Genomic DNA, 26,752 nt, shown 5'->3' with positions numbered 1-26,752 from the left:
TTAATGACTATGGACATCAAAAAACGAACGATCAGCATCGCGAGAAACGCTTTGCCAGTTCTGGCACTGGCTATCGGGCTGAACGCTGCAACCTCGGCAGCGCAGGAGGTCAGCCTGCCGGGTGGTGCCAATTCACTGCAAGAAGTTCATGGGGACTGGGTCGTCACCTGCGCAATCAGCGGGGAGGGGGCTCAGGCAGCAAAAAGCTGTTCAATGTCTCAGGAACAGCAGGACGGCAATTCTCGCCAGCGCATTATTGCCGTTGAGATCCAGCCGTCTCCCGAGGGTGATCGAGCAACGCTGGTGTTGCCCTTCGGGTTGAGCCTTGCCGCTGGAGCAAAGCTTCAGATCGATGATGGCGCTCCAGGGCAAGCGCTTTCGTTCCGCACTTGCCTGCCGGGAGGATGCATCATCTCGACGACCTTTGACGAGGAAATGCGCGAGGCACTGCGCTCAGGCGCGGAACTTAAGGTACATGCCACGGCTGATGGGGGCCGGGAAACGGTCTTCGCCATTTCGCTAAGAGGCTTTGGTGGCGCTTTGAACCGCACGGCCGAACTCGCCGGTTGAGACGCTTTGGCCGCCGGCCTGCCCCAGAGGGCGCTTGAGACAGCTGCCCAAGACGGTCGGTTTGAGGCCGAGGCCTGGCGCGTGCGCAAGGACGGGTCTCTGGACGCATGTCATCATCGATCCAATTCGCTCTTCAGACGGACCCTCATTGGGTTCGCTAAGATCACCCGGGACCTGACCGAACGCCGCAGGGCCCAGGAGGAACTCGACACGAGCCGAGCGGCTCGCCCAAACCCGGAAGATGGAGGCCATCGGGCAGCTTACAGGCGGAGTGGCGCAGACCCTTTGTCGGCCGCCCTTGAAGAGGCGGCCTGCCGGCCAATCAAGCCGGAATCGGCCAGACGCAATCAAGATGCGGATCCGTTTGCCAAAGACAAGGATCCAGGTTGAACTGCTCGATCGCGTGGTTAACCTCTCGTGACGTGGCAGCTGATCACCGAAATCGCCCCTTCGCGCAACCGCAAGCGCGGCTGACTTGGTAGAAGAAACCGAAAGACGCGCTCAGGTCTGCTACAGACCTTGGCTCGGCGCCATGTCTGAGCGCCCTGGCGCGGGCGACGGCAGCAAGCGTCAGCGCGAACGTGTCAGGCAGGACCTTCCGGCACTCGAAGATGACATGCGGGTCCATTTCTGCACCTCATGCGGCGTTCCGTGTGCCGGCATTATCCTGATCGGTCGCGACCTCGTGCTCCAGGGCGAGCAGCGCCCGTTCGACCTCGTCGAGGCGCGAGGGCCGGTGGTTCTCGGGCATGCCTTCATTGGTCGCCTGATCGATCAGGTGCTCCGTCCAGGCCCAGTTCATCAGGATCGACCGTTTGGTCTCCACCGTCAGCGACGGATCCCAGACCACAGCCATAGGTGCGGTCCAGCCGCTAGGCCCGGCTAGGCCGTTGCGGTTCGCAGTGCTGCCGAGTGATTGCCGATAACTGTCCTGAAGGTCTGAAAGCTCGAGCCGGTTGAGCGTCGCGTCGAAAAAGGCATGAGACCTGTCCTTATCCGCCGACGTTCCACTACTGCGCTGGCTGCGGCTGTTTTCCCTCTCTCCAGAGGGCTGCTGGACGACATAATTCAGGCCCTGCCGCTCGGCAAACCGGACGGCCGATTCCAATGTCGGGAAGCTGAGTTCGACTTGGGTCAGTGTGTCGCCGCCACCCGTGTAACCCATGAGCGGCTCTATGAATGGCGCGGCACTTCGCTCGAAGGCGAGACGCCAACCTTTGGCGCGCGCCTTGCCCGAACTCGTCACCGAGCGAGTCGGCTTGTAGATGCGAGCAACGGCGTCGTCAGGAAGGGTTGATCGGCCACGCGAAAGCGGCTTGGGGCGATTGTCGTTCGAGCCTTCGCCCTGCGGGAAATGCTGTGTCGATAATTCATATGTCTGTTTAACAATCTCCATCGTTCATCCCTCCCCATCTGTGGTGAAGGAATGCCGGCAGCGGCCGGAAAAGCCCACCGCCGGCGCCTGTCATGCCTTAGCTGTTGATGGCGATCCGTCTCACTTGCGACTGCGCCCTTTCGCTCTTGGGCAAGGACACGGTCAGCACCCCGTTCCTGAAGCGCGCATCCACCTTGTCTTCTTGCACCTCGTAGCCGAGCGGAATGCGGCGCTCGAACCGGCCATAGAAACGTTCGGAGAACTGCCTGTTCTTGTCCTCGGTCTCAGAGCGCTTTTCGCCACGCAGCGTCAGCACGCCGTCATCGAGCAGGACTTCGATGTCCTTCTCCTCAAGGCCCGGCACCTCCGCCGTCACCTTGATTTCCTTCTCGCCGTCGGAAATCTCAACGCTGGGCCAGTTGCCGCCGAAGCTGGAAAAACTGCCCAGGGAAGGTAGGCCGGTTCCGAAGCTGCGGAAGGCGTCGTCGAAAAGCCGGTTCACCTCGCGATGCAGCGACAGGAACGGATCGCGGTCATCATTGCGGAAGATGCTTGGGGTCGTGCTGCCATTGTTTCGGCCCCAGGGGATCAAATCACGCACACTCATCTTGTTTCTCCTTTCTGTCCGTTGGCGATGGCGCCGGACAAAAGCCCGGCGCCAAACGCAGGACCACACCGAGAAGCCCCGTTAGGCGGCGTGCTTCTCGGCCTCGATCTGCCTGGTTTCGGCTTGGGGCAGCGCTTCACCGGTCGCGATCTCGATCCGGCGCGGCTTCATCTCTTCGGGAAGCTCACGCTTGAGATCGATGGTCAGCAGACCGTTGACGAGGTTCGCGCCGACGACCTTCACATGGTCAGCCAGCTCGAACCGCCGCTGGAAGGCGCGTCCGGCGATGCCGCGATGCAGATACTGGCCATTGTCCTCGCCAGCCTTCTGACCCGACACCATCAGCATGTTCTGCTCCTGGGTGATGGACAGCTCGTCGGGGCTGAATCCGGCCACAGCGAGCGAAACGCGATAGGTCTCGTCGTCAGCCTTGGTGATGTCGTAAGGAGGCCAGTTGTCGAACGTCTCGACGCGGCTGGCCGCCTCAAGCGCGTTCAGCATTCGGTCGAAGCCGATGCTCGACCGGAACAGGGGAGAAAAGTCGAAGGTGGTTCTCATAGCCACATCCTCCATTGAGCAACATGGATACAAGTTTAAGTCGGGCGGACGCTTGAGTCCGCCCAGATGCCGGCCCACCTATGGGGATCCTGGCATGATTGATTTGGTGCAATGTGTCCTGATTTCAAGAGGTTACATGGGGAATGGTCTGTTCAAGTTGTCGTGACGACGCCGATCGCGCCTCGGCGCCTTTCGACCTCGACCACCACGGCTTGGCCAGAGCGGTGGAGAGAAATATCGGCCGTCGCACCATTCAACCGCAAGCGCTTCAGATGGACCGTGTTGAGAAAGTCCGGCAGCATTGGGCTGTCGAACAGGATGCGACCGGCCTCGACATCGAAGCGCAGGCCGAGGCAGGCTTGCAGTGTGTAAAGTGGTGCAGCAGCGGCCCAGGCCTGGGGAATACAGGCGACCGGGTAGAATGTCGGTCCGTGGGATGCGAGTCGCGAAAAGCCACAGAACAATTCAGGCAAGCGCCGCAAATCGATATAGCTCGCCGCGGCGAACAATCCCTCGAGAATGCGAACCGTTTCGCCCTTCAGCCCGTAGCGTGCCAGGCCGGCGGCGATCAGAGCATTATCGTGCGGCCAGACTGAACCGTTGTGATAGCTCATGGGATTGTAGCGGCTCTGACCTGCTGCGATCGTACGCACACCCCATCCGCTGAAGCTTGCTCGGCCCATAAGGGCGGCAGCGACCGAGCGGGCGTGCGCGCGTTCCGCTATACCGGTCCAAAGGGCATGTCCTGCATTGGACGACAGCACCCGGCAAGGGCGCTTGTCGCCATCGAGCGCCAGAACGTAACTGCCCAGCTCGGGGTCGAAGAAATCGCGCGCGAAGGCATGGCGCAGGCTTTCGGCACGCCGGGCAAACCGCGCTGCGGCATCGGCATGCCCCAGGCGTTCCGCCATGGCGCTTGCTGCCATGAACGCTCCATAAACATAGGCCTGCACCTCGCAGAGCGCGATCGGGCCCTTGGCCAGCGTACCGTCGCTGTGAAAGATTGAATCGTGGCTGTCCTTCCAACCCTGATTGGCCAGGCCCTGCTCGGACCGGCGGCCATACTCGAGGTATCCGTCGCCGTCTCGGTCGCCATAGTGCTCGATCCACGCCAGCCCGGCCTCGATGTGAGGCCAGAGCGCACCGATCGCCTCCATATCTCCTGTGCGGTCGAGATATGCTCCCGCCAGCATCACGAACAAGGGTGTTGAATCGATGCTGCCGTAATAGCGGCGGAATGGCACCTCGCCCAACTCCGCCATTTCGCCATACCGCACCTCGTGCAGGATCTTGCCCGGCTCGGCATCGGCAGCGGCGTCCATTTCTGTCGCCTGGTTGGCCGCGAGATGGAACAGCACGCCTCGCGCGATATCTGGGTCGATCCAGAGCGTCTCGAACGCGGTGATGAGCGCGTCCCGCCCGAAAACCGTGCTGAACCACGGAACGCCAGCATAGGGGTATGGACCTTCCGGCGTGTCGGTCATCAGCATATAAAGGTCCGAGATGCTGCGAGCCAGGCTCTCGTTGAAGATCTCGTTGGAGGTGATGATGGCGGCCGCACGTGAGGAGGCTTTGCGCAACGAGCGCCGAGCCTCACGAATGGCGCTGAAGAACGATTCGTGCTTGGCGGTCCGGTGCGAGCCCTCAAGGCATTCGACGGTAAGGAGCACCGATCGCGTTTCCTTTGGTTCCAGCGTGAGGACGAAGCGCGCCCGCCCGCCCGAAATCACGGCGGGACGGGGCGAAAACTGCAGATACGTGCTGCGTTCGATCCTATCGAGTCCAGTGTAGCCGAGCAGTACGCTATCTTGGCCCACGACTGGATCATGGCTCTTTCCCCGCCACTTACGGGTAGTGCCCCGCACTTCAAACAGATCGGCAAAATCGGCTTCGAAAACGATATCGAGCACGACGGTGACGGTGCGATCGAGAAAGTTGCGGACGGCGATCCGCTCGTAGCATGCAGCCTTCCAAAGAAACCGCGAGCGCCGGATATGGATCAAGTCGTGCTCGAGCCTTAAATCCCCTTGTTCGTCGAATAGGTCAGGATTGGTGAGGTCGCACGTAAGGGTGGCATTGTCGTCTCTCAGCGTCGAGCTCAAGAGCAGCGGTCTACTACCGTTGATGGCCAGTGTCAGGCGCGAGAGATACCGTGTATCTCGGTGGAAAAGGCCCTCTGCACCCGTTGGATCGGCATGGATGTCGCCATTATGGTCGAACACGCCGAACGTGTCGCCATGCTTGAGCGTGCGGGTTCGGATCTCTTGCAGCGAGGCCCGGGCCAGGACGCCATAGGACGCATCTTCGGGTGGCGGACCCCCCAAGATCCCCGCCTGATCTGTGAAACTGTCCATTCCTGTCCCCTGATCAGGCGTGAAGGTCAAGGCCGTATTGGCGCGGAATATAGACATTGCCGTTAGCTGGCTGGCCAATGAACTGGCGCTCGTAAAGCGCCACATAGTCCCGCGCCATGCGCTCGGCTGTGAAGCGGGCGTCGAAGGTTGCGCGGACCAGATGGCGATCCATACCGCGCGCCTTGTGCACGCTATCGACGGCTTCATCGATCGTTTCGACGATGAAGCCGGAAACGCCGTGGTCGAGGACCTCGGGCACCGAGCCGCAGTTGAAGGCGATGACCGGCGTGCCGCAGGCCATGGCCTCGATCATCACCAATCCGAAGGGTTCGGGCCAGTCGATGGGGAACAAAAGCGCTGTGGCGTTGCCCAGGAACTGCGCCTTCTGCGCCTCGTTGATCTCGCCGACGAACTCGACATTGTGGTGGCGGGCGACCAGCGGGGCGATAGTCTCGTCCCAATAGGCTTGGTCAGCCTTGTCGATCTTGGCGGCGATCTTGAGCGTCATGCCCGCACGCGCCGCGATCTCGATGGCGCGATCCGGGCGCTTTTCAGGCGAGATGCGTCCCAGGAATGCTAGATACCCGCCAGCTGCCTCTGGCTGGAATGGCAGAAGGTCTGCCGGCAAGCCGTGATAGACCGTCCCGGACCAGTTTACCGGAGGCATTGGTTTGCGCTGATCGTTGGAGATCGAAACCAGCGGAAATTCGGGGAACGCACGGTAGAACGGCACGAGATCGGGCAGATCGAGTCGGCCGTGCAGGGTGGTGACGGTCTTGCCGGCGCATTCCCGCACTAAGGGGAAATGCAGCATGTCGATGTGGAAATGCATGATGTCGAATTCGCTGGCACGTTGGCGCACCTGTTCAAGCATCATGACATGGTAGGGAATGGGGTCGCGCACCTGGGGGTTGAGCCGCAGCGCGACATGCGAGCACGGCACCAACTGGGCCAGCGTTCTTGAGTCACCGCTGGCAAAGAGCGTCACCTCATGGCCCTGCCGGACCAGTTCGTCAGTGAGGTAGGCTACGATGCGCTCTGTCCCGCCATAGAGCTTGGGCGGCACGCATTCAGCCAGAGGGGCAATCTGGGCGATCCTCATTGGTTAGGCACTCCTTTGCTCGCGCGTTTAGGCTCGGGCACACCGGGTCGGTGGCCGCGCAGCGACAATTTTTCCGGATATCTCGTCAGGCGGCCTTTTGATGACGGCGCGCCAATCGTTGATGGTGCCCGGCAGGAAACCACCGAGCACCTGGACTTACGATAATCAGAAGTCCATTCCGGCTCCGGCCGGCATGGCGGGAGCCGCTTCCTTCTTGGGCTTTTCAGCCACCAGGGCCTCGGTGGTGATCAGGAGCGAAGCAACCGAGGCAGCATCCTCGAGTGCTGTGCGGACGACCTTGGCGGGGTCGATCACGCCTGCGGCAACGAGGTCCTGATATTCGCCTGTCGCGGCGTTATAGCCCCAGCTGTAATCGTCCTTTTCAAGCAGCTTGCCCGCGATCACCGAGCCGTCCTCTCCAGCATTGAGCGCGATCTGCTTGGCCGGAGCTTGGATGGCGCGGCGGACGATATCGATTCCGGCCTGCTGGTCACCATTAGCGCTCTTGAGGTCTCCAAGCGCCTTAAGCGCCCGAAGCAAAGCAACGCCGCCGCCGGGCAGGATGCCCTCTTCGACAGCAGCGCGGGTCGCATGCAGCGCGTCGTCCACTCGGTCCTTCTTTTCCTTGACCTCAACTTCGGTGGCACCGCCAACCCGGATCACGGCAACGCCACCAGCGAGCTTGGCCAGGCGTTCCTGGAGCTTTTCGCGGTCGTAGTCCGAGGTGGTTTCCTCGATCTGCGCCTTGATCTGGTTCACGCGGCCTTCGATGTCGTCCTTGGAACCAGCGCCATCGACGATGGTGGTGTTTTCTTTCTCGATCACCACCTTCTTGGCCGTGCCGAGCATGTTGAGGGTCACGTTCTCGAGCTTGATGCCCAATTCATCAGAGACGACGTTGCCGCCCGTGAGGATCGCGATGTCCTGCAGCATGGCCTTGCGGCGGTCACCGAAGCCTGGCGCTTTGACGGCGGCTACCTTGAGGCCGCCACGCAGACGGTTGACGACCAGGGTCGCGAGAGCCTCGCCCTCGACATCCTCGGCAACGATCACCAGTGGCTTGCCCGATTGCACCACGCTTTCCAGCAACGGCAGCATGGACTGCAGATTGGAGAGCTTCTTTTCGTGGATGAGAATATAGGGATCTTCGAGTTCGACCCTCATCTTTTCGGAATTGGTCACGAAATAGGGCGAGAGGTATCCACGGTCGAACTGCATGCCTTCGACCACTTCGAGCTCGGTCTCAGCCGTCTTGGCCTCCTCCACTGTGATTACGCCGTCATTTCCGACCTTTTCCATCGCCTCGGCAAGGAAGCGCCCGATCTCGGTATCGCCGTTGGCCGAGATCGTGCCGACCTGCGCGATTTCGGAATTTGCCGTAATTTTGCGTGCATGGCCCTTGAGGTCTTCGACGACCTTGCCCACAGCCAGATCGATGCCGCGCTTTAGATCCATCGGATTCATTCCGGCGGCGACGGCCTTTGCGCCTTCTTTAACGATGGCCTGCGCCAGCACCGTTGCCGTGGTGGTGCCGTCACCGGCCATGTCATTGGTCTTGGACGCCACTTCGCGCACCATCTGTGCGCCCATGTTTTCGAACTTGTCTTCAAGTTCGATTTCCTTAGCGACGCTCACACCATCCTTGGTGATACGCGGTGCGCCAAAGCTCTTTTCGATGACCACATTGCGGCCCTTGGGGCCGAGAGTCACCTTGACCGCATTTGCAAGCGTATCCACGCCGCGAAGCATCTTCTCGCGTGCATCGGACGAGAACTTAACTTCCTTGGCAGCCATTTGCTTTCTTTCGCTCCTTAACGAAAAAGCGCCTTACGCGGCCTTTTGGGCCGGTTCGGCGCTTTCGATGATTCCCAGAATATCGCTTTCCTTCATGATCAGCAGGTCTTCTCCGCTGATCCTGACCTCCGTGCCGCTCCATTTGCCAAACAGGACGCGATCACCCGCCTTGACCTCCAGCGCCACCAGCTCGCCCTTTTCATTGTGAGCGCCCGGGCCCACGGCGATAACCTCGCCTTCCTGAGGTTTTTCCTTGGCTGTGTCGGGGATGATGATGCCACCGGCCGTTTTTTCATCGGCCTCGATGCGGCGCACGACGACACGGTCGTGCAAGGGACGGAATCCCATGTGCAACCTCCATAAACAAGCAATGACGGAACCCCTTCCGGCATTCCCCGGAAGGAAGCGCAAGTGAGATTGGAGCGGGAAAAAGGGGTTTCAAGACCTGGAACAAATTTTTTTGGCACTCTTTTTGCGAGAGTGCTGATTTGCCCTAGCCCCTTGTTTGGGTTCACCATTGTGGGGCGTTGAACCTTGAATGGAGAACATGAGAGATGCCCGATCGCGCGTTCCTCAAGCAAATGGAAGGATATGGTCTGACGACGGCGGAGATCCATTACCATCTGCCTGACCACCCCTCGGTGCTGCAGCTCTACGTCTGGCAAGAATACGATCTTGCGCCGAAATTTCCCGAACTCAAAGCGTTCCTGGACTTCTGGTCACATGAAATCGAGGGCAAGCTTCATTCGGTGGTCGTCGCACATAAGCGACTGATTGCGCCCCTCGATCTGCGAAACACCACCGACTTAGGCTCGGTCCATTAAGACCTTAGATCTCGAGCGGCAGCTTATTGCATATGTTACGGAAACCGGACCGACCGCAATCGGCCCCATTTCGCCATTGCGGTGACTATGGAAGCCCTGCGTTGATGGCCGATGAGGGGGTGGGAAGCGGACAGGCAGCTATTGGGGGGCATGGAAACAGAGATGTCGTTCGGCCCGCACCCGGGCAGCTCTATGGCCTAATCCCGCTAACATCGGCTTTGCGCCGCATCCGGTGCATGAGACTAAGCCCGGCCATGGCCACTAGCACGGCGACGCCTAAGGCAACCAGAAGGCGTTGGTGCTTTGCCAGTTCCGAACCGATGATCTGTTCCGCGGCCGTGCCGAACACATAACCCAGGCCAGTGAAGATGCCGGCCCATACCAGGGTGGCAACGGCGTTGAGCAACAGGAATTTCGTCGTCCCGATCCCGGCCAGCCCCGCGACGACCCCTCCGATCATGCGCAGGCCATAGACGTAGCGATTGAGCAGGACATAGGGCGTGGGATATTTGCGCACCATGCGTTGCGCATATGCAAAGGCGGGTTTTTCCTCGAGCCGGCGCACGAAGGTGGCGGCGGAGAAATGTTTTCCGACCATGAAGAGCAGTGCATCGCCGCAGAACGCGCCGACATAGACGGTCGCAAACACCTGCCAGGGCACGAGAACGTCCTGATGAGCGAAGAAGCCGCCCAGGATCGCGATCGTCTCTCCTTCGAGGAGACAGCCGATGAAAATCGCCACAAGTCCGAAATGCTCTATGAAATGATGAAGAGTATCCGCCACGATTCAGGCCGCCGGAGTTAGAGAAACTCGAAGAGGGTGAGACTCCAGACGATCTGAAGGATGACCGCGAACACGACGAACACGGCGTGATATTTTTCCGATTTCCAGATCATAGCCCCGATGGTGCCCAACGCCAGGACACCCTGGCGTACAGGGTAATCCCAATCGTAATGCCTGCTGAAATATTCGGGGCCTTTGATGAAGGTGTCCACGCTATCGAGCACGATCATTAAAAGCAGGATGCCGAAAAACCATCGCCGGCGTTCCTGAAAATAGATTTTGAACGTTCCGTACTCGTCGATGCGATCGGGGAACAGCAGCGAAGCCAGCATCGCGAAAATACCGGCGTAGCAGATCAGGAAGAGATAGACGGAAAACGACCATTGATGGAGCATCGAGAGGGCAATTTCGAACCACCAGAAATGGACGATGAACAGAAAGGTGAACAGAACCCAGCCCATATGGATCGGATATATCTGTTCGCGGCCAGGATGCTGTACGTAGCGCATCACTCCGTTCACCAGCCGCGTCAGGCTTATCCCCAGCACCATGCCGACAATGATGCGGATATGGACGAACACCATCTCGCTGGGCAAACCTTCGGGAGCGGTATCCATTTGTTGACCTTGCTCAGCCGTCAAAAGGCCGACCTTGCGCGGTTTGGCCTCCGTTTGACAAGATTATTGCTGTCCGGAACCAAAATAGCGCTCTTTCAGGGCTTCCAAGGCCCCAGATTCCTGGGCAGCGAGGATTTCCAACGTTACCGCACGCGTCAGTTCGCTCCCCATGGGAAAGGCAAAGCCATATTTGTCGGGATGAAAGATATTGCCGACAACGGCGAGCTGATCCTGGGGATTGTTGAGTGCGTAGTGTTCGAGGATCGGCGCATCGCCCACGATAGCGTCAACCTCGCCGGCCTCCAGGGCCGCAACCGAGAGCGCGATATTGTCATAGGCTCGCGCTGAAAGGCCTAATTCGCGCACATAGTCTTCCGCCACGCTGCCGGTGAAGACGGCCGCTGTCTTGTCGGACATATCCGAGAGCGAGTTGATTCCGCGTGTCAATGAAACGGTCGTCATTACGCTCGTAACCGATGAGGTGACGTAGGCAATGACTGCGACCCCAACCACCAGCCATAAGGCCTGCCAGATCCGCCCGACCCATCCGAACAGGTTCTTGCGCGCTGTCTTCCCCGACATTGCAATGGACATGACGTGATGGAAGCTTTCGGCCAATCCTTCCCGCCAGCGTTTGGGGAAATCTGGATCGAACTTCCTGTCGAACAGTGTCAGGCCCAGGGTGGCGAGAAGGATAACGATAGCCAGCCAGGCATAGGCACGCAGATGCCCCGCATCCCCCAGTCCGGAAATGACGTCCCACCCGCTCGCACCGCCTTCTTCTGGGACCATGAGCCGCAGGCCTGCGTCATACCAGGGTTGGGTGAAGGACACGACCTCGGCCCGATTGCGGGTAATGGTCAGATTTGTTACCGCGGCATCGACGGTGCCGTCGGCGGTGGCCTGCAAGAGATCGCGAAAGGTGGGGTATTCTTCGTACTCAAAGGTAACGCCGAGGCGTTGTGCGATCTGTGTCCAAAGATCGATGGCCATGCCCGCGTATGCCGTCTCTCCGACATTGTCGACAAAGGGCGGGCTGACATAGACCCCGACCCGGAGCGGCCCTGCTTCGCCTCTCTCTTGCGCGTGTGTCGACCCGCAGATCAGCAAGCCGAGCAAGATGAGCAGAAAACCCAAAATCCTTCCGCCGGCCAATGATCCGTGCGGGGATGAATCCAAATAACTTTTCATGCCTTCCATTCGCCTGGGACTGCTCCGAAATCCTGGCCAGATACGCTCAATCGGTGCCCATGGCGCGCGCGGAAACAACAAGATTGCGGAGCCGGACGTCCTCCTTCTCGGTATGGTCGAATTGATTTTGCGCCATCAGTGCCTTCTGCCTGTTAAGTGCCAGCAGGGTCTGGACGGCAAAAAGGAAACGGACGGCTTGTCGGCGCAGCGCCGGCATGCGGCGCGTCCGTTTGACAGCAGCCCGTCTTGCCTTGGGATCGGCGACTGACGCGATCTCCTCGGCACTGAACCAGCCGGCTTCCGCGTACTCGGCAAGCCGAGCCGTCAGCATTCTATCCTCGCGGCGTCGCAGCACACGCAGCCCGGCAATGGCGATAGCGGCATATACACTACCCTGGATGATCGGCTCGAAAAGCATGATCGCGGTATCGCCAGACGGCAACACGGCTGTACTGGTGTCCCATACCGCATGCAACGCGAACGCTGCGAGAAAGCCCAGCCCTATCCAGCCCAGGCCATGGCCCATCGGCAGCCCGTGCCGCGCGGCAAGGCCGGCAGCCAGCCCCGTGCAGGCGGTAAACACGAGATGGGCATGGGCAGTAAATACCTCCCGCAACACGTAGTTTACGATCAGGCTGATAACGCCGCCATCGCTGAAGGCACTGGCGAGATAGCCGATGTCCTCGGCAAATCCGAAGCCCGCGCCGACCAATGCGCCCATAAAAAGGCCGTCCCAGGGCCCGCGCAAATGCCGCCGGCCGAAAATATAGCAAAGGACGACAAACAGACCCTTGGCCAGCTCCTCGGAAAACGGAGCGACAACCATTAAGCCCAGACTGGCCTCTCCCAGTTCGGTCACCACCCCATCGAGCTCGGCTTCCATGAAAACCGAAGCGAGTACCGCAGGAATACAGCCCCAGAGGATGGCTAAAAAGACAAGCTTGCGCGCTCTAGGGGTCCAGGGATCGAACCGGACCAGCAACCGCATCCAGAGGAGATAGGGAACCAGTATGGTCAGTCCGATCACCACATAGAGGTTGAGCTGAGAAAATCCGGCACCTCCCAATACCATCATCACGAAGATGGTGATGGCGAAAACAACGATCATAGAAATGACAGTCGACCAGAATCCTGCCGGTCTTGCCCACCCTTCAGTCGATATTCGACCCATAACGGGTGCGGCCGTCGCAGCCGGCTGAATGCTCCAAAGTGCAGCTGTCATTAAAAGGTCCCCCATCCGCCCTCAACGATGTCTTCAAATACATCCGGGCGGCAATTAATCCGCCCGGATGTTCAGGCGAGAGCCGAACGCAAATTGATCCTAGCCGCTCGTCTTCATTCTTCGATAGCGGCTGCCGATTCCGCAAAGCAGGCGGCTAGGTCAGAGGGAGCGCCCAGTTCTTCGGCCCAAGCTACCAATTCGGGCCGCTCAGAGCGGGTAGCGACGCCGCCCCAGACATCTTTAAACTGCTTTTCTCCCTCGACATCCTCGAAGAAAAAGTAGCCTGGATCAGCGACGGGGGTAGCGGCATAGACCGCACTCCAACTTCCGCTCTCCATGAAAGACAAAAACTCCACCTGTTCGGGCGTGGACCCTTCTGCAGCTTGGGAAATCAGGGGAGCATATTCTTGTGCACGCACCGCCGTAAGAGCGGTATCGAGCGAAACACACGATTCCTGCGCAACGACTGCGGAGGAGGCAAACATCAAGGTCAAGATGGCAGCACCTTGGCACAACCACGATTTATTCAACATAACCTCATCCTTTACACTGAAATAACCAGTCCCGGGAAATGTTGGAGGTCAATTACCGGACGCTGATTTGGTAACGCGAGGTGGGCAAAGACCGCAACCAGAACGCCGATTTGACGCATCATTGTGCGTGGAACCTGATAATGGGCAATTTCGTGACAATGGAGGGGCTATTGCTGATCGATTGCTTGAGCGAGCGCAGTTCTAAGACTGAAATCGCTGCCATCATTCCCATATTCAATGTCATCAACGCGCCACTCCTGCTCGTATCGAGCAAGAATGATCGTGTCGACCCAGCCCATATCAGGGGCATCGGCATACCGGTAGTGGATTTCGACTTCAGGACGCTCAGGCGTTCCGGCAACCGAACCAGCCGTGCAGGCCGACGCGGCATCTTGGACCGATGTCCATGGCACCCCGTCGCCGAGCAGCCCCTTGCCTCCGGTTTCATCCTCAAAGGCCGCATTGCGGGCGAGAGCTTCTTCGATCGCGGCAGCCAGCTCAGGCGTTGCGAGCGGCCCAAAAACTGCAGGGTCATCAGTTGGCCAGACGCCGGGCGCGTTAGGATCGTACACGGCAACGTCAGGCACGAGTGTCTGGCAAAACCGTTGCACGAAATCAGCCGCTTCGGATTCAGTTGGACCTTGAGACAACGCACTGGTGCTGAATCCAAGAATGGTCGTTGCAACGGCGGCCGAAACAAATCGGTAAATCATTCATCGTCTCCATAAATGCCCGGCTGATACAGAGTGTATCAGCCGGGCGGGGGAGGAGCTTGATTACTCGAATGTGCTCTGCCCAGGCTCGGGAGGCGCGTCATCCGGCCCCTGCATCGTGGTTTGGCCCGGTTCAGGTGGTGCATCACTAGGCGTGACGAATGTTGTCTGTCCGGGCTCGAGCGGTGCGTCATAGGTCAGCCCCGAAGAGCCGGATGTGCTCCCGCATCCAGCGAGAGCCAAACTTGCTGCAAGCGCAGCCCACGGCAAGATCTGTCTGTTCATCGTCATCCTCGTCTCAGACTTCGGTTGGAGAAAAATTTCCCGATTCCTTGGTAATCTCGGAGATAGCTCATGGCCCTGCAACAGCACCAACGGTCGATGCCGATGCACGGATGATATCGATCGGTTGAACGGGCCGGCAACCGGAAGCGTGGATTGAGTCATCATTTTGCGGGGTTTTTGACAATGAGCAGATTTGTGCTATTTTTTGCCGCCAATAGTAAAAATTGAGTACACTGAGCCGACGGAACCCAGCTGCTGTCATCAGTGCCGTTAACTAGCTCAAATAAATACTTATCATGTAATTTAGAATAATTATTGCGTTAGGGAACCATGTTTACCGAGCCGAGGGAATGGGGGCTCAAGGTAGATTTGCATGAATGTTCAGTGTCCTGCATACATGCGGGTCCGAATTTTGTTCGTAAAAACGTATCCGATCATACCTTTATAATATTTTTTGCAACAATTCCGCGTTGGGAGATTGCCCTCAACGGCGAATCCAGGCGAACAAGAACCGCGCCGGCAGGATCTGCTGAGGTAATTCCTGCAAAAAGTTCAATGTTCGCGAAATGGTCTACACACAAACATTGCCTGCGTCTTAATATTTCTCCAAAACGATTAAAACATCTCGCAGGTGTGGAGTTCGACAGGGACACCTTTGAACTTTATCCACCAAAAATTGGTGCCGTAGACGACAAGGCCCATACCATCGCCCGTTGGATGCGACACGAGATCCTGAATACAAATTCGGGTAGCAAGGAGGGCCTGAATTGGCTTGCTTCGTTGTTGGGTATTGAGTTCCTGCGCAACTATTCTTCTTTAAAATCCCACACATCGCCCGCTGCAAACGGCGGCCTCACGCCGCGGGCATGGCGAACCGTCAACGAATACGTGCAGGAAAATCTTGCTGAGTCCATCACTCTTGAGGACCTGGCCGCCACGGCCGGGTTGTCGCCCAGCCATTTCACTCGGGCGTTCAAGCAGACCGCCGGCCAATCACCGCATCAGTATGTCATCGAATCCCGGCTTCAGCGGGCGCGGCATCTGATCGCCGGAACCGACACGCCCCTGGACCAAATCGCGAGGGCCGTTGGCTTTTCGAGCAACAGTCATATGACCGCTACGATGAGGCGCGCGTGGAATGTGGTACCCACCGCCTTTCGCAACAAACAATGAGGCACTCGCCTGGGTTTGCTGACTCAGCAATCTCGCATGGAAGGAAATCTGAAGTTCTTTGATGTTCATGAGGCAGATCGTGGGGCGTCGAACAGATCGATTTCCACCTAAGTCCGCTCGCATGCCTTCTGTTGCCTTGAGGACGAGGGAGCCTCCCTTGGGGTGACTCCCCGGCGTATCGCACGGACTACCTCATAGACTGAGAATCCACTAGGGCACCAGTCAGCTATTTGGACTGCTAGATTAAAGACCCTGTTTATTCGCAGCGTTGGTAGGCGACAGGCTCGACGCCCATGCCATAGCCCTGTTCGTTGAACAACAAAACATTCTGGTCGGCGGCGAACTCCCAGTTGCTCACGTCGCCCTCCTCGGAAAGATGAACGGCGCCGTTTCCAGCGGGACTGTCATCTTCGAAATACTCGGCAGCCTCAGGCTCGCCGTCTCCAATAGCGATCGTCGCGGCGGTAAGAGTGATCGTTTCGGTGCCGTCACACGAACCGTCGACAGCCCATTTCCCCACGAGATTTTCCGGAATTTCGGCGGCCAATCCAGCCGATGTCGTTGCGCAAAACACCAACGCTGCGCCAGCGATCTGCATTGTGATCGTTTTCACTGCCTGTCTCCTCAAGTTGATGACGTCGATCGGGTTGAGGATGGACCTCGTTCCCAACAGAGTACAGCAATCGATACTAGCGGATGGTGCGGAGCAGCCAACTGGACCGAACCCAAAGAGCGGGATTTGTTCCTGAATATGCGTCGATTACAACAATCAGCAGTTTTCTGATAGCTTGAACAAGGGCTCCGTAGGGCCATTCCAAACGCTACAATTTCGCTCGGAGGTGATAAGCTCGCTCAATGCAGTGGCTGCAAGAGAATCTCCAGAACCGGTCGGTGTTGGTTCACTTTACAACAATGCTCACATCAACTTGGATGTCCATTGGGCAACCCGCTCGAGAGCATCGCGGATGCTATACCGTGGAAGGTCTAGCCGAAGCGTTTTGGGATCGGTGGCCCCTAAACCCTAGGGAAGCGCATGGTCTCGCGGCGGCTGATCCCGCGACACGACGAGCTGCTGATCACTCTCAGGGCGATAGGCCTTCCTGCCGGCTGTTCCGCCCCTAGCCTCGAACTGGTCCTGCCGTTACGCCTCTGCCGGCGCTGGTTTAATCTCCGACCCATAACGCTGAATCAGATCCAGAGCTTTTCGCTGATCTCTAGCGATGGATCTCGCCGCCGCTTTGCCTCCCTTCCTCTTAGCACCCTTCTGCAGTTGGTGCCGAGCCCGTCGGGTGGCAAGGGAATTGAGAACCTCAGCATCTATTCCGGGAAGAACCGCATCGAAAGCCCGCAACTGCGCAACCTGTTCAACCACCCAGCGACGTTCGTGTCGAAGCAAAAGAAGGGCGGTGCCGAGAAAAATCGCCACATTCACAAGACATTTTAAAAGCAAAAGTAGCCAGGTCAGTCCAATATTGCCCTCAACAAACGCCGGGGCGGGGCTATCCCAAAGGAAATGCATGAACCAGGCACTAAAGAAAAGAAGGACGGCTGCCGCCAATCGGTCGAAATTCTTCCATTCATCGCGTTCAGAAAAACTGGGCAGCAAAAGCAGCACCCCGACAGAGGTCAGGCCAGTATAGGACCAGTGTGAGGGAAACGCCGTAAGAATGCGAATGAACAGTGTGGGCAGAGCTCCGGCGAGATCTGAATCGACATTGCTCAGCGCCGACTGCACCTCGTAGGTCAAGTCCTCGACTATGCCGAAGCCAAGGCCGACGAACATGCCAACCAGTAAGGCATGAGCGATGCGGTTTATCCTATCGGAACATAAAATCAGAATAATCGCTGCACAAGTCGCCTTGCTTGCTTCCTCAATAATCGGCGCACTTAACGCAGCGAACCAACCAGAGGCGAATTCCGCTCCAAAGAGCCAGCTGACTATGATCGCCATAGCATCGTTGCCGGTGAGGGCCATGGCCATTGCGGCGGTACTCCCAAGAGCCAAGGCGGCGACCAGGACCTGTGGCATTTGCCGCATTGCGCGGAAGGGATCGAACAACAAGATGATGCGGACAAGAATAAGAATGAAGGTCGCCCAGACCGGGATGAGCAATAGGTTGATCCGGAGCGTTGCCTGAATGGCAGAGCCGAACGCCATGAGGACACCGATCGCACCAGTTACGATGGCGGCGAGGAGAACCCAAAAAACGGCCGAAAAGGGACGGTAAATGAGAGCCGGTTCGCCGGCGTTTGGCCCGGTCATGTCTCCGAGCCTTCATTGATGGAGGCAGTGATATCTTCAATCGGAGCAGCAGGCCTTTGAGGCGTCCCGATCGAATTAATGCGAACGATGGCAGTATCATCTGAAAGGATAGCGCATCGCCCCGTATATTGAGCGGCGACCAAAACACAGGTTCGGCCACTCCAGTTGGTATTGGGCACGGATAGAGTTCCACCGTCGAAACCCGAGGCAACCCCGCCGAGGTGATCGAGACGCAGCAATCGCTTCATTTCCGATCCCAACGCACCCTCGCCACGATCAAGAATTTCAACGGTAATCCTCCGTTGCCCCGATCTGAAAGTAGCAGTCGATGCTGCCACCTGCGCTTCCCAACGTGGAGGCGGAGCAAACGAAATGGTAGCGCCAGCGCCTGAGGTAATGGAAACTAGATCGCCCTCCGAAAGGCGCGACCATTGAGGCTGTGGGGCAAACTGGGCTAGCGCGACAGGCACGCTGGGAATGCCGATGAGTGCAGCACTCAGCCAGACTGCCGAAGTTTTCTGTTTCAGCGCGCGAATTCTCATGGTTTCAGCAGGGGTTCACGATCTTCATCGATCAGGGCGCAGTGCAGGTGCACCGGCGATGAACTGCGAACATCGACAAGCTCCCCATCAATGAAATCGCAGGATAGCCAATTGTCCAGGCTGCTTAGCCGGCCCGAAAAGACATTGACGTTGACACCAATGTCGCCCTCGATCCATTCCAGAAGGTCAGTATTTACCTGGGTCCCAGTCACGTCAACTTCGCCGGGTCACCCGAGGCCGTAATGGTTTCCGTTCCGAGTTCTATGCGACCGACGTCATCTGCATATGCTTGCCCCTCCGGCGTCGGCGCACCAAAATCGGCGGCGGCTACCACGATTTCCTCCGACTGCTCGGTCAGCTTTGAGATCGCATCGTCGGTGCACGAGACATTGACCTTGAAACCGAACTGCTGGTCCACTGGTGAGCCATCATTGGTGAATTGAGCAAGACAGGCAGCTAAATCCTCAGGCACCTCCAGTTGCTCAGCCCATTCAGTTAAGCTGGAAACATCTAACGGGTTCGCCCTACTTCCCCAAACATCTCTAAAGTGCTTGCTGCCCTCGGTTTTCTCGAAGACAAATATGGCAACATCGGCCGTGGGCATTGAACCGTAAACGGCGATCCATGCGCCGCTCTTGAAGAGCCTGTAGACCTCAATATCGCTCACCTGCAATCGCGCACTTGGGAGCAGGTCTTGGGAAATTGCCTCGGCAATCAGGGTTGCATAGTCGTTCCGTGTGACTGCTGAGGGGTCTTGGGTGATCAGGCTCTCGCAATATTCATCGCCCGAGGCCGTGCCCGCCAGACCGATGGTTGCTAATAACAGAGAGAGGACAATCCTCCCACAGCACCCTTGCATTGTCATCGGCGGGTCTCCTTCAACTGATCGCCGTCTCCGCGCGGAGATATCTAACGTCTTATTCAGACGAACCAAGCCGGCAAACTCGCCACTCTAGCGGTTAGAAAGGAAGTTAAGCGCTCTCGGTCGTTAGGCGGTCTAGGTCGAGGAGAAGCAAGAGCCGCGTCCCGCTTCTCCGGGCGAGGGCTGACCAGGAAACAATCGCGGGTAAGGAAGAACTGCCGAAACCCACCTAGTCGACCGGATCCACCTCACAACCTACGCCATGACATCCTATGTAGTTGCCATCCTCATCAAAATTCGGATTGCCCTCGGCGTCGAATTGCGGACGTGGGTCAATATAATCTGCATCGGTCGTGCTAGTGCAGGCCGCCGTGGCGAGCGTCAGTGAGGCGATTGCAACAAAGCGGAGCATTAGATCCTCCTATGGTTTCAGGATATCGTACCCTAAGACAAATCGTCTTCAACGCAGCTTCGCTCCCCCCAACCATTCGGCTGGAAGATGGCAGCGGTCGCGCGTCGGGCGTCAACGTTATAATCATCTTGAACGGTTTCAACCGCTAAACGCCCCAACGGCCCTATGCCTAAACGCCAATCCATTTTTTGTGCGGAGATCCTGATATTTTGCTCGTATCTTGATAGCGTTGCGCTTATTGGCCAGGCGCGTGCTGGCACCCTGGCACCGCGGGCAGTGCCGGTTGCGACAGGAGTTATAGGCGATCCGCTGGTGCCCGCAGTCTGAACAGGCTTCGACGTGGCCGCCGAGAGCTGCGGTGCGACAGGTCTCGATCGCAGACATGACTTTGAGTTGGTCCAGGCTCAAATGTCTGGCATGGGCAGCGCGATGTCTAGGCACGATCGTTCGGATTCGATCATCTCGATGACCGAACTGAGATGGCCGTCGGCGCGCTTGAGGCGTTTGACGATGGCGGGGTGAGATTTGTGCTTATCATCGATCGGTTGCATGGCTCACCATAACCCCCCAGGGGATATCGCAAGTGCCACGAACAGGAGCGTGCCCGGGAGGGTGTGCTGCTTGAAACGAATGGATGTTAGGACGGATAAAGTCCACTTTTGCGGTTATCGACCAACAAGCCGTCGTTCCGCAACCCACCCCAAAACGGTCGGTCTGAAAACGACCCCATTGCAGTCGTTCCAAAGTCACTATCGGCGCCCCACAAGCCGCCGTTGCGAAATGCTACGTCGGGATCAGGTCCTCGTTAGATAAATGACAGCTGATCGGCAGGGTCGCCAAAGGTTGTCTCCGTGAAGGTCATCCCTTTGATGCCGCCTATGTCGCGGACCACCCGCGTGATGTGGTGCGTCGTGTTGATCTCGCGCCACGTAGAGCCATTACCTGGGCCGTCCCACCCCTTAGCGGTCTTGAAGATGTAGTCGTCGGCCGAACTGAAGCCTCGCCCAGCAAACTTGCCACTCCTCAAGATGCGTTCGCAGACACCGCGCATGACGGACTCGGCCTGTCCCGCAGCGGAGCCGCGGACGACGAGCCAACTGTCGGGGGTCGTATATCTGTAGTGCCGGATCGGAATGCCGCCGGAAGCCTTCCTGAACTCGAACTTTGCGCAGTCCGCTCCGTAGTCGCCGAACACCAAATGCTCGGGCGAAGCCCCGTCGAGCTTGACCGCCTCTTTCCAGGCCAGCCACTCGTTACGGGGGACGACCGCGTCGCCGTCCGCCTCAGCAGGGTTCGCCTCCGGGTAGTTCGTTCCTTGGAATACTACATGGCGCCAGCGGCCGATACCCTGTAGGTCTTCAAGGGCAGCTTGCGCGATGCCGGCCACCGCGAGTGCATCGGAGAAGTCGGCATCCGAGAAGTCCGCCAGGACTGCACAGGCCTCGGGGGATACGTCGAGCGCGGACACGGCCGCGATAAGGCGGTCGCCGAGTTCCCTGTCGATCTCACCGGATTCCACTCGTATTGCGGCCTTCGTCGCGCCCTCGGTTGCCAAGGCTAGGCGAAAAGCCGCCGCCCGAGGCCCGAGAGCGTCTGCCAGCCGGGATCTGGCGCGATTTGATGCCGCCGACGGGGTTGACCTTGAGCACGCCACGCTCGACCAGATAAGAGAAAACGCCGCGCACGGCACTAAGGTATTTTGCCTCCACGGTCACGGGACCGATTGCGGGCAACGGCACCTTCCTCTGGCCATTGAGCGCAATGGCCTGCTTCAAATTGTCGGTGCCCAGATGCTTGCTCGCGTCCTTGGGCATCTCATCGAGCAGATCCCGGAACTCGAGAAGATGCTCCCGAGTATAGGCATGAACCTCGAGATCGCCCATGGCGTCTATGAAGACCCTGATCTTCGTGCCGATTTCCTCCAAGATCTTGGAGGCAACCTGCCCGGCCTTTTCCTGCAGGTACGCCGGCAGGAACGAACTGAGCGGCCGGCGCGCCCGCGGATCGATCTGGGCGTCACGCAGGGCCTGTGCAATGAGATCGGAAAGGTTGCTTTCGCTGGCGATTGTCCGCTCACCTTGCGGCGCAGCATGAGTACTATCCGGAACGGTGACGGCAGGCGGCACGGCGACCGGGACAGTCTGTTCCGGCCGTTCCGCCGCAACATTGTCATTGCCAGCTGCGCCAAGACTATCAAGGAGCATGCGGTATTTTGCGCGTTCTGCCCAGGCGCGTTGGTTGCGGTCGAAGTCGTCCATGACGCGATCCAGAATCGCATCAAACGCGGCGCGCACGCCGGGCGTCAGCCCCGCGTCACGCAATACCGCAAATGCTTCCTCGACCACCAAAATCAGCGTCCACGCCCTTTGCCGGGCCATCCGCTTGTTGCATGTACGCAACGACCTGCGGATGTCCGAACTGCCGAGGCGATCGATCAGGTCCACCGGCACCGCCTTGCGGAACCAGAAGACCGGACCTCGCCGGTGAACAAAGGATGATGTAGAACCAAGCAAGGAACAAACACTCCCGTCGCTGTGACGGGATGCTGTGACAGAATCCGCTGTTTGATTCGGATTCAACCCCAGCAATTTCAATGGCTTAGGAATGGCGGAGAGAGAGGGACTCACCGCCGTTTCAAGAAAAGACCCGAAAATCCTTCGTTCTTGACCTTTGTCACCGGCGTCGTCTGTACAACGCCACTGTACAACCTGGATTTAATCCCCGTCTTGCGCCGCGGTCTTGGCAGCCTGCCGAGCCAGAAACCCTGATGCTTGCTTCTTCGCATCGGTCGCCGAAGGGCTTTGTGACACCGCGTCGGCACGGCCAGAAACCAAGGAATTGTAAGCTTCCGCGGACATCATGACGACCGCCTGCCGGCCGTGCTTCGTTAGCACGAGCGGCGCCGCCAATGCCATGTCCACGATTTCCCCGGGACGTCGGTTCAGGTCCGACAGCGAAACAGTTCGCATTGGAGTCTCCAACTTTTATACGTAAATTACGTATTTCACGTTAGCCGTCAAGATTGGCTGTGATGGGTGTAATGTGCCTACGAGAGAGATCTCGGTGTGCTTCGGCATCAGCGACTCGAGCATGAGGCGCGGCTGCCGACACGGTCGATGCGATTGATCGGCAGTGATGCGAGTTCGAGGGCGACGACCGGAGCTGCCATGTGCCCCGATCGTCCGGGAAGGGGCCGGAACCGGCCGGTCCGGTTCTGGCGACGAAACGGAGAATGCCGCCGTTCAGCTGCCGACCCCCAAGCCGACGTTCAAGCTGTCTGGCCGAGACGCTCTATGCGGTCGTTTGGTTGTAGGCGGCCGTGATCTCGGTTGAAGTAAACGCGGTACTTATGATCCGTTTTTGCGACGTTACGGGTGCGCTCAAGCGTCGATCACGCCGCTTGTGCGCCAGAGTTCCACCGCAAAGTCCATGAACCGCTTGACGCGATGAGGCGGGTCGCGCGTGAACGGATGCAGCAGGCTGATCTCCAATGCCGGAAGCTGAGTGTCGGCCAGGAGTTCGGCCAGCCGTCCAGTCTTGACGTCCTCAGCGGCCAAAAAGCGAGGAATGATGGCGACCCCAGCTCCTTGAAGCGCAGCCTCTCTGGCAAGAAGTCCGTTGCTAACAGTGACGGTCCGGCTCCATTCCAACGAATACGAATAGCCGGCGGTATCTTGGAGCACCGCCGTAAGGAGCGGGCCTTCCTTTTGCCCCGAATACCGAAGCAGGCCGAGACCCGCCGTATCGCCGGCCTGGCTGGCAATTTCAAGGCGCCGTGCAAGGTATTCCGGTGCAGCATAAAGGCCGATTGAAGCCGCGCCAGCCCTGCGCGCCCGCAATGTCGAGTCAGCCAGCGCACCTATCCGAACCGTAACGTCGGCCGCCTCTCCCACCGGGTCGATCCGGCGGTCCTCCATGATCAGGTCGAAGGTCACTTCCGAAAACTGTTTCTGGAACGCCAGAAGCGCAGGCAATGCTAGATTACTCGCCAGCAGTCCGGGCGCATTCACACGGATGCGCCCCCTCAGGCCCTCGCTGCCGTCTTGCACCTCGGCATTGGCCTCATCGAGAAGCAGGACGATCCGCTTCATTTGCCGGTAATAGGCGATACCTGCCTCCGTGAGGCTCAAGGTCCGGGTCGTTCTGTTGAGAAGGCGCGTGCCAAGCTTCTTTTCAAGATCGGCAACCGCCTTGCTGACCGAAGGCTGCGTGGTTTTGAGCGACCGTGCAGCAGCCGAAAAGCTACCCTCCTCGGACACGCGGATGAACGCCTCGATCTGAGCCAAGCGGTCCATTGCACCTATTCCTCATTGGAATAAGGCTTATAACGTCTCCCGCCTTTCGCCTCCACCCGGCAGCATTATCTTTGAGCCTCCCCAAAGCGGAGGATCAATCAATGCACAAATCGAAATACGGCCTTCTTGGAACAAGCCTAGCTGCCATCCTTGCCCTTACCGCACCAGCTTTCGCCCAGACCGAAGAGATTACGATCGGCGCGGATGTCTTTCCCGAAAACATCGCTTCAACCTCGGACGGCGACCTGCTGATCAGCAGCATCACGCAAGGCATTGTTTATCGGGTCGAACAGGGCGAGACGACGGCAGAGCCCTGGATTGAAGACATCGGCCCTGCTGTCACTGGCGTTTTCGCCCACGAGAACAATGCTTATGTCTGCTCTAATGGTCCCTTCGGAAGCGACGAGGTGGCTCAGTTCAAAATCTATGATTTGACCACTGGCGAGGAGACGGCCTCCTTCGACTTCCCGGCCGGTGGCCTGTGCTCGGACAGCGCGGTCGCTCCGGACGGGACAGTCTACGTCACCCAGCTCGGAAGCCCTCCGGGGCGGATTTTCCGGCTGACCGATGACGGATTTGAGGAAGTCATTGCCGATGACGACCTTGCCGGCCTGGACGGCCTCGCCTTCCTGGGCGATGCGCTTATTGCCAACAACCTGCAAACCGGTGACCTCTATCGGATCAATCTCGATGCTGACCCCGTGTCTTACACCACGTTGACGTTGTCGCAGCCGCTCGAAGGTCCCGATGGAATGCGGACCACCGAAGACGGTAATGCGCTGCTGATCGCCGAAGCCCAGGGCAATCGCGTGGTGCTTGTGACCGTGGACGGCGACGATGCCGAGGTTACCGAACTTGCCACCGATCTCGATGGCGGCCCTACAGGCGTCGCGCAGATCGGTGATACGGCCTATATCGTCGAAGGGCATTTTTATGCGCTGAGCGAAGACCCCGAACGCACGGCTCCCGAGACGTTCACGGTCGTAACTGTTCAGCTTCCTTAAATTGCGACAGCGCGGCCACCGGCCGCGCTGCATTCTCTTGCCCGCGTGGATGGCATATGAAGGTGAAACAATGGAAATCGGAGTTATCGGAGTTGGTGCGATAGGAGGAACTATCGCCCGCAAACTCAGCGCCAATGGGCATTCGGTCCGGGTCGCAAACTCGCGCGGCCCTGGTGCTGTGAAAGACTTCGCTGGTGAAATCGGCGCTGCCGCCGTTGACGTTTACGGGGCGGTGAAGGGAGCAGATGTCCTCATTTTGTCCATTCCGTTTCCGGCCGTCGAAAAGCTTCCCGCCGATCTGTTTGATGCTGCGTCTTCCGATCTGGTGATCATCGATACGGGCAATTATTACCCCGACATGCGCGACCCTCGCATTGCCGAGATCGATGCCGGCATACCCGAAAGCGTCTGGGTCTCCAAACAGATCGGAAGGCCTGTGATCAAGGCTTATAACAACATTCTGGCCCCCTCCCTGGCCGAGCTCGGTCAACCCGAAGGTTCGCCAGGCCGGCTGGCAGTGGCTGTGGCAGGGGATGACACCAGGGCAAAGCAGATCACCATGCAACTGGTGAACGAAACAGGGTTCGATCCCGTGGATGGCGGCACGCTAGACCAGTCCTGGCGTCAACAGCCATCAACTCCGTCCTATTGCTGCGACTATGACGCTGAAACAATGCGTGAAGCGTTGGCGGCTGCGGTCAAGGGCGAGGCCGAGAAGATACGCGACAATTGGAAAGAGATCTTCGGTAAGCTACCGGCCAATCCCACCCATGCCGACATGATCGCGCTAAATCGTTCGGTGAATACCCCCCCATCCAAAAGCTGAAGGTAGACTGGCCGTCTGCTTTCCGGTCCGGCTGCCTTGAAGCCGCCCTTCCGCTTTCCACCCCACATAGGAATGCCGTGGGCAAGGAGCCAGCCATACAAAGCGGTCATCCGCCGTAAGCGCGAATGACCGCCCTATGGTCAGATTTCAGTCCGTTTGGCCAGAAGCAAGGCGTCCTCAATGTCCACACCAAGATACCGTACTGTGTTCTCGATCTTGGTATGGCCCAGTAGGATCTGGATAGCGCGAAGGTTACCTGTGGCCTTGTAGATCATGGCCGCTTTGGTTCGGCGCAGCGAGTGGGTGCCGTAGTCCGATGACCGGAGGCCGATCGCTGTGACCCACTCATCGACCAGACGGGCATACTGCCGTGTGCTCATGTGGTGATCGTGATCGACACGGCTCGGAAAGACATAGTCACTGACTGAGCCTCCTCGCCTCTCCAGCCATGAGAGAAGGCTGGCACGTACATCGCTGGTCAGTTCGAACTGAACTGGGCGTCCGGTCTTTTGCTGAACGACCATCGCCCGTGTCCGATTTTCCGGTCCTGTGACCAACTGGCCAGTTCTGATCTTGACTAGATCGCAACCGCGCAACTTGCTGTCGATCGCAAGATCGAACAGGGTACGGTCTCGCACCCGACCTTGCCGATCCAGGAAGAAACGGATCGCCCAAATCTGCTTCTGCGTCAAAGGGCGCTTGGTCCCTACTGTCTTCCCGGCATTCCAGACAGCTCGACCGCGGGTTGCAGCATCATATTGTGAGTATCCCATCGAAGCTCTCCTTTGGCCGTGATTGGCCAAAGGGAAAACGAAGGAATTGGCAGCCACGGGGCCGATTGCGGTC

Annotated in this window: 29 protein-coding genes and 2 pseudogenes; 6 read left to right on the top strand and 25 right to left on the bottom strand. The window is 58.4% G+C overall.

Annotation, left to right across the window (positions count from 1 at the left end):
• Positions 1-3 precede the first annotated feature (3 nt).
• Together NO934_RS06905 and NO934_RS20635 are read left to right on the top strand one after the other, a co-directional pair.
• Positions 4-570: an invasion associated locus B family protein gene (locus NO934_RS06905; protein WP_309163109.1), complete on the top strand. Its 567-nt coding sequence runs from the start codon at positions 4-6 to the stop codon at positions 568-570.
• Positions 571-579: 9 nt separating this feature from the next.
• Positions 580-786: pseudogene (locus NO934_RS20635) on the top strand (PAS domain S-box protein); the annotation flags it as partial.
• A 421-nt stretch (positions 787-1,207) separates the two neighbouring features.
• Here NO934_RS20635 and NO934_RS06900 read toward each other — a convergent pair.
• The 7 genes from NO934_RS06900 to groES all read right to left on the bottom strand — a co-directional run bounded on the left by NO934_RS06900 (position 1,208) and on the right by groES (position 8,708).
• Positions 1,208-1,966 (bottom strand): ETC complex I subunit, encoded by a 759-nt coding sequence (locus tag NO934_RS06900; protein ID WP_309163108.1) that lies wholly within the window; start codon positions 1,964-1,966, stop codon positions 1,208-1,210.
• Positions 1,967-2,042: 76 nt separating this feature from the next.
• Positions 2,043-2,552 (bottom strand): Hsp20/alpha crystallin family protein, encoded by a 510-nt coding sequence (locus tag NO934_RS06895; RefSeq protein WP_309163107.1) that lies wholly within the window; start codon positions 2,550-2,552, stop codon positions 2,043-2,045.
• 81 nt (positions 2,553-2,633) lie between these two features.
• A complete protein-coding gene (locus NO934_RS06890) occupies positions 2,634-3,110 on the bottom strand; it encodes an Hsp20 family protein (protein ID WP_309163106.1) in 477 nt (158 codons plus the stop codon).
• 152 nt (positions 3,111-3,262) lie between these two features.
• The gene (locus NO934_RS06885) at positions 3,263-5,464 is read right to left on the bottom strand and encodes an amylo-alpha-1,6-glucosidase (protein WP_309163105.1); all 2,202 of its coding nucleotides are present in this window, start codon (positions 5,462-5,464) and stop codon (positions 3,263-3,265) included.
• 13 nt (positions 5,465-5,477) lie between these two features.
• On the bottom strand, positions 5,478-6,566 hold the full coding sequence (locus NO934_RS06880) for a glycosyltransferase family 4 protein (RefSeq protein WP_309163104.1): 1,089 nt from the start codon (positions 6,564-6,566) through the stop codon (positions 5,478-5,480).
• Between the two features lie 165 nt (positions 6,567-6,731).
• Positions 6,732-8,360 (bottom strand): chaperonin GroEL, encoded by a 1,629-nt coding sequence (gene groL, locus NO934_RS06875; protein ID WP_309163103.1) that lies wholly within the window; start codon positions 8,358-8,360, stop codon positions 6,732-6,734.
• 33 nt (positions 8,361-8,393) lie between these two features.
• Entirely contained in the window at positions 8,394-8,708 is a 315-nt protein-coding gene (gene groES / locus NO934_RS06870) for a co-chaperone GroES (RefSeq protein WP_309163102.1), read from the bottom strand.
• Positions 8,709-8,914: 206 nt separating this feature from the next.
• On the opposite strand from groES, the gene NO934_RS06865 reads away from it, so the two are divergent.
• Entirely contained in the window at positions 8,915-9,184 is a 270-nt protein-coding gene (locus NO934_RS06865) for an usg protein (RefSeq protein ID WP_309163101.1), read from the top strand.
• 190 nt (positions 9,185-9,374) lie between these two features.
• Here the strand turns inward: NO934_RS06865 and NO934_RS06860 are convergent, their stop codons facing one another.
• From NO934_RS06860 to NO934_RS06835, 6 genes are all read right to left on the bottom strand, one after another.
• A complete protein-coding gene (locus NO934_RS06860) occupies positions 9,375-9,968 on the bottom strand; it encodes a DedA family protein (RefSeq protein WP_309163100.1) in 594 nt (197 codons plus the stop codon).
• 17 nt (positions 9,969-9,985) lie between these two features.
• Positions 9,986-10,585 carry a hypothetical protein gene (locus tag NO934_RS06855; RefSeq protein ID WP_309163099.1) on the bottom strand — a complete coding sequence of 200 codons (600 nt, stop codon included), beginning with the start codon at positions 10,583-10,585 and terminating at the stop codon, positions 9,986-9,988.
• A gap of 63 nt (positions 10,586-10,648) precedes the next feature.
• Positions 10,649-11,776, bottom strand: coding sequence for a transporter substrate-binding domain-containing protein (locus tag NO934_RS06850; RefSeq protein ID WP_309163098.1), 1,128 nt, complete (start codon positions 11,774-11,776; stop codon positions 10,649-10,651).
• 46 nt (positions 11,777-11,822) lie between these two features.
• On the bottom strand, positions 11,823-12,884 hold the full coding sequence (locus NO934_RS06845; RefSeq protein ID WP_309163097.1) for a PrsW family intramembrane metalloprotease: 1,062 nt from the start codon (positions 12,882-12,884) through the stop codon (positions 11,823-11,825).
• A 227-nt stretch (positions 12,885-13,111) separates the two neighbouring features.
• A complete protein-coding gene (locus NO934_RS06840) occupies positions 13,112-13,531 on the bottom strand; it encodes a hypothetical protein (protein WP_309163096.1) in 420 nt (139 codons plus the stop codon).
• A gap of 167 nt (positions 13,532-13,698) precedes the next feature.
• Positions 13,699-14,244 (bottom strand): hypothetical protein, encoded by a 546-nt coding sequence (locus NO934_RS06835; protein WP_309163095.1) that lies wholly within the window; start codon positions 14,242-14,244, stop codon positions 13,699-13,701.
• Positions 14,245-14,859: 615 nt separating this feature from the next.
• On the opposite strand from NO934_RS06835, the gene NO934_RS06830 reads away from it, so the two are divergent.
• Positions 14,860-15,702, top strand: coding sequence for an AraC family transcriptional regulator (locus tag NO934_RS06830; protein ID WP_309163093.1), 843 nt, complete (start codon positions 14,860-14,862; stop codon positions 15,700-15,702).
• 256 nt (positions 15,703-15,958) lie between these two features.
• Here NO934_RS06830 and NO934_RS06825 read toward each other — a convergent pair whose 3' ends face one another.
• The 11 genes and pseudogenes from NO934_RS06825 to NO934_RS06775 form a co-directional block, all read right to left on the bottom strand.
• Positions 15,959-16,315, bottom strand: a complete 357-nt coding sequence (locus tag NO934_RS06825) for a hypothetical protein (RefSeq protein WP_309163092.1) — start codon at positions 16,313-16,315, stop codon at positions 15,959-15,961.
• A 528-nt stretch (positions 16,316-16,843) separates the two neighbouring features.
• On the bottom strand, positions 16,844-17,965 hold the full coding sequence (locus tag NO934_RS06820; RefSeq protein WP_309163091.1) for a PrsW family intramembrane metalloprotease: 1,122 nt from the start codon (positions 17,963-17,965) through the stop codon (positions 16,844-16,846).
• A gap of 538 nt (positions 17,966-18,503) precedes the next feature.
• Positions 18,504-18,719 (bottom strand): hypothetical protein, encoded by a 216-nt coding sequence (locus NO934_RS06815; RefSeq protein WP_309163090.1) that lies wholly within the window; start codon positions 18,717-18,719, stop codon positions 18,504-18,506.
• Entirely contained in the window at positions 18,716-19,372 is a 657-nt protein-coding gene (locus NO934_RS06810; protein WP_309163089.1) for a hypothetical protein, read from the bottom strand. The genes NO934_RS06815 and NO934_RS06810 overlap by 4 nt, the downstream gene beginning before the upstream one ends.
• Positions 19,373-19,598: 226 nt before the next feature.
• Positions 19,599-19,781 carry a hypothetical protein gene (locus NO934_RS06805; protein ID WP_309163088.1) on the bottom strand — a complete coding sequence of 61 codons (183 nt, stop codon included), beginning with the start codon at positions 19,779-19,781 and terminating at the stop codon, positions 19,599-19,601.
• Positions 19,782-20,039: 258 nt separating this feature from the next.
• Positions 20,040-20,234 (bottom strand): annotated as a pseudogene (locus NO934_RS06800) (transposase zinc-binding domain-containing protein); the annotation flags it as partial.
• The gene (locus NO934_RS06795) at positions 20,186-20,332 is read right to left on the bottom strand and encodes a metal-sensing transcriptional repressor (RefSeq protein WP_375143279.1); all 147 of its coding nucleotides are present in this window, start codon (positions 20,330-20,332) and stop codon (positions 20,186-20,188) included. The gene NO934_RS06795 and the pseudogene NO934_RS06800, both read right to left, overlap by 49 nt.
• A gap of 254 nt (positions 20,333-20,586) precedes the next feature.
• Positions 20,587-21,300, bottom strand: a complete 714-nt coding sequence (locus NO934_RS06790) for a hypothetical protein (RefSeq protein ID WP_309163087.1) — start codon at positions 21,298-21,300, stop codon at positions 20,587-20,589.
• Positions 21,287-22,369 carry a DUF6538 domain-containing protein gene (locus NO934_RS06785; protein ID WP_309163086.1) on the bottom strand — a complete coding sequence of 361 codons (1,083 nt, stop codon included), beginning with the start codon at positions 22,367-22,369 and terminating at the stop codon, positions 21,287-21,289. Before NO934_RS06785 ends, NO934_RS06790 begins: the two co-directional genes overlap by 14 nt.
• Positions 22,370-22,495: 126 nt before the next feature.
• Positions 22,496-22,750: a type II toxin-antitoxin system Phd/YefM family antitoxin gene (locus NO934_RS06780; protein WP_309163085.1), complete on the bottom strand. Its 255-nt coding sequence runs from the start codon at positions 22,748-22,750 to the stop codon at positions 22,496-22,498.
• A 411-nt stretch (positions 22,751-23,161) separates the two neighbouring features.
• Positions 23,162-24,076: a LysR family transcriptional regulator gene (locus NO934_RS06775; protein WP_309163084.1), complete on the bottom strand. Its 915-nt coding sequence runs from the start codon at positions 24,074-24,076 to the stop codon at positions 23,162-23,164.
• Positions 24,077-24,177: 101 nt separating this feature from the next.
• Between NO934_RS06775 and NO934_RS06770 the strand changes: the two genes are divergently transcribed.
• Entirely contained in the window at positions 24,178-25,080 is a 903-nt protein-coding gene (locus NO934_RS06770; protein ID WP_309163082.1) for a hypothetical protein, read from the top strand.
• A 49-nt stretch (positions 25,081-25,129) separates the two neighbouring features.
• Entirely contained in the window at positions 25,130-25,906 is a 777-nt protein-coding gene (locus tag NO934_RS06765; RefSeq protein WP_309163672.1) for an NAD(P)-binding domain-containing protein, read from the top strand.
• Positions 25,907-26,046: 140 nt separating this feature from the next.
• On the opposite strand, the gene NO934_RS06760 is transcribed toward NO934_RS06765, so the two are convergent.
• Positions 26,047-26,679 carry a tyrosine-type recombinase/integrase gene (locus NO934_RS06760; RefSeq protein WP_309163671.1) on the bottom strand — a complete coding sequence of 211 codons (633 nt, stop codon included), beginning with the start codon at positions 26,677-26,679 and terminating at the stop codon, positions 26,047-26,049.
• Between the last annotated feature and the right edge of the window lie 73 nt (positions 26,680-26,752).

The organism is Pelagibacterium sp. H642 (assembly GCF_031202855.1).
In the GTDB taxonomy this organism is placed as follows: Bacteria; Pseudomonadota; Alphaproteobacteria; order Rhizobiales; family Devosiaceae; genus Pelagibacterium.
This window is presented reverse-complemented; position numbering and strand designations above follow the sequence as displayed.